The organism is Kribbella sp., from assembly GCF_035687465.1.
Lineage (GTDB): Bacteria > Actinomycetota > Actinomycetes > Propionibacteriales > Kribbellaceae > Kribbella.
Window position 1 is genome coordinate 1 of record NZ_DASRXP010000021.1, and the last position, 2,697, is coordinate 2,697.

Genomic DNA, 2,697 nt, shown 5'->3' on the forward strand with positions numbered 1-2,697 from the left:
GTCGGCGAACCGGGACAGGTCGGCGACGTGCGGCCGCATCTCGGCCGCGCCGAGCGAACAGTTCACCCCGACCACCAGCGGCTTGGCGTGCTCGATCGAACTCCAGAAGGCCTCGACCGTCTGACCCGACAGCGTCCGGCCGCTGAGGTCGACGATCGTCACCGAGATCCACAGCGGCAACTCGGGGGCCACCTCGCGGGCGGCGGCGATCGCGGCCTTCGCGTTCAGGGTGTCGAAGATCGTCTCCACCAGCAGCAGGTCGACGCCACCCTCGGCCAGCGCGGAGATCTGCTCGGCGTACGCGTCCCGCACCTGCTCGAACGACACCGCCCGGTACGCCGGGTCCTCGACCCGCGGGGACAACGACAGGGTGACGTTCAGCGGGCCGATCGAGCCCGCCACGAACCGGCCACCCGCCTCGTCCGCGGCCTGACGCGCCAGCCGGGCACCCTCGAGGTTCATGTCCTTGACCAGCGACTGCAGGCCGTAGTCCGCCTGGCCGATGCTGGTCGCGGTGAAGGTGTTGGTGGTGGTGATGTCGGCGCCGGCGTCCAGATACTGCCGGTGCACGTCCAGGATGACGTCCGGGCGCATCAGGTTGAGCAGGTCCGGGTCGCCGGTCACATCGTGGCTGTGATCGGTGAAGCGATCGCCTCGATAGTCCTCAGGGGTCAGCTTGGCGCCCTGCAGCATGGTCCCCCACGCGCCGTCCAGCACCGCCACCCGCTGGTCGAGCAGGTCCCGCAGCGCGGTCTGCCGTCCACTCACCTTCGGCCACCTCCAGAAGAGTCTCCGGAGGCGCCCTTCTCGTCGGTGACCCCAAACCGAGCGTGGCGAGCCATCCGGCCCGTCGCAGCGCCTCTCGACCTGGATCGTCCATGGTACCGGGTTGAGACGTACAGCACAGAATGTCCGACCGGCTACTGAGACCGCAGGACCCGATACCAGCACCGAGGTCGCGCAGCGTGGCCGGTCACCCCGTGATGAGTGCCTGGACGCCCGGGGCGTAGAGGTCGGCGATCAGGTCGAGGTCCGCGGAGGCTGTCGGGCCGGTCCGGTCTACGGCCATCGCGGCACCGAGGCCGAGCAGCTGGGCCGCGATCAGTTCGGCCCGTAGGTCGACGTGCTCGCCGGCCAGGCGCTCCGCGAAACCGCGGACCACCTGATCGGTGAAGCGGTCGCGGATCAGCACTCGCTCGTCGCCGATCCCAGCCGCGAAGATCACCCGGACCAGCAGGTCCAGGCCGTTGTCCCGGCGCCAGCGGACCAGGGTCTGGACAGCGTGCCGACCGAGTTCCTCATTCGGTGCGGCCAGCAACAACTCGGCGGCCTCGCGGAAGTCGGCGACGGTATCGAACAGGGATTCCTTGCCGCCGAAGTGCTTCACGATCAGGGAGGCACTGACGTTCGCATCCGCCGCGATCCCCCGCAGTGTCACCTCCGCATAGGGCTTGCGGGCGAAGGCCCTGCGCGCCGCGCGCAGGATCGCAGTACGGCCGACTTCGGTCACGGCGTACGACCTGCTTCGGCCGGCTCCGACGTTTGACCCGCTGCCGCCGGCTCCGGCGTACGGACCGGGGTGGGGCGGCGGGCAGGGATCAGCAGCGTGAGGCCTGCCGCGGCCAGGGCGGCCAGGCCCGCGATCGCGAAGAGGATGAGGTAGGCACCAAGGGTTGGGGCGGTGTGCCCGGCCCTGGTCGCCACCACGTTGGCAAGCATGGTCGCCACGATCGCGCTGCAGACCGCCTGCCCGATCGTGCGCATCAGCGTATTGAGGCCGTTCGCCGCGGCCGTTTCCGTCACCGGCACAGCATGCATGATCAGGGCCGGAAGAGCCGAATACGCCACGGCGGTTCCGGCCGCGACCACGGTCGCGCCGGCCACGATCGCGGCCAGGTTCTCGCTGGTGAACAGGCGGACGACGTACCCGGTCGCCATCAGCACGGACGCGATCGCGAGGGTGAACCGAGGTCCGCGAGCGCTGGAGATGCGTGCCGACACCGGCGACAGCAACACCATGGCCACGCCGCCCGGCAACAGGCACAACCCGCTGACCACGATCGATGCACCCAGGCCGTAGCCGGTCGAGACCGGCTCCTGCACCAACTGCGCGGTCGTGAGCGAGTTGGCGTAGAAGGCGAACCCGATCAGCAGCGCGGCCAGGTTGGTGAACAGTACTGCGGGACGCGCGGACACCCGCAGATCCACCAGCGGAGCCGACGTACGAAGCTCGAACAGGACCCACAGCGGCGCGATCAGCACGAACGCCGCCGCGAACAGTCCGAGAGTCGCCGGCGAGGCCCAGCCCCAGGCACTGCCCTTCGAGACCGCGAGCAACAGACAGACCAGGAACGCGCTCAACCCGAGCGCACCCAGTACGTCGAATCGTCCGCTCGTGCGCACCTTCGACTCGGGCACGACCAGCAGGACCACCAGGATGTCGAGCAGGCCGATGCCGAGACAGATCCAGAACATCGCGTGCCAGTTCGCGTACTGCACCACCAGCGTCGCGGCGGGGATCCCGAAGGCGGCTCCGACGCCCAGCGTGGAACTCATGATCGCGATGGACGGGATCACGCGGACCGGTGGCAGTTCGTCGCGCAGGATGCTGATCCCGAGCGGGATGACCGCGACCGCCGCGCCCTGGAACGCGCGACCCGCGATCAGGACCGGCAGATCGGAGCTGATCGCACAGAG

General features: G+C 69.4%; 3 protein-coding genes. All 3 read right to left on the minus strand.

All coding sequences use genetic code 11. The features are described 5' to 3' along the window. Positions 1-768 (minus strand): homocysteine S-methyltransferase family protein (locus VFG33_RS00935; RefSeq protein WP_325021298.1); only part of this gene is annotated, 768 nt, incomplete at its 3' end. 205 nt (positions 769-973) lie between these two features. Beyond that, on the minus strand, positions 974-1,510 hold the full coding sequence (locus tag VFG33_RS00940) for a TetR/AcrR family transcriptional regulator (RefSeq protein WP_325021301.1): 537 nt from the start codon (positions 1,508-1,510) through the stop codon (positions 974-976). After that, positions 1,507-2,697, minus strand: a 1,191-nt coding sequence (locus VFG33_RS00945; protein WP_325021303.1) for an MFS transporter, incomplete at its 5' end; no start/stop codon positions are given. The genes VFG33_RS00940 and VFG33_RS00945, both read right to left, overlap by 4 nt.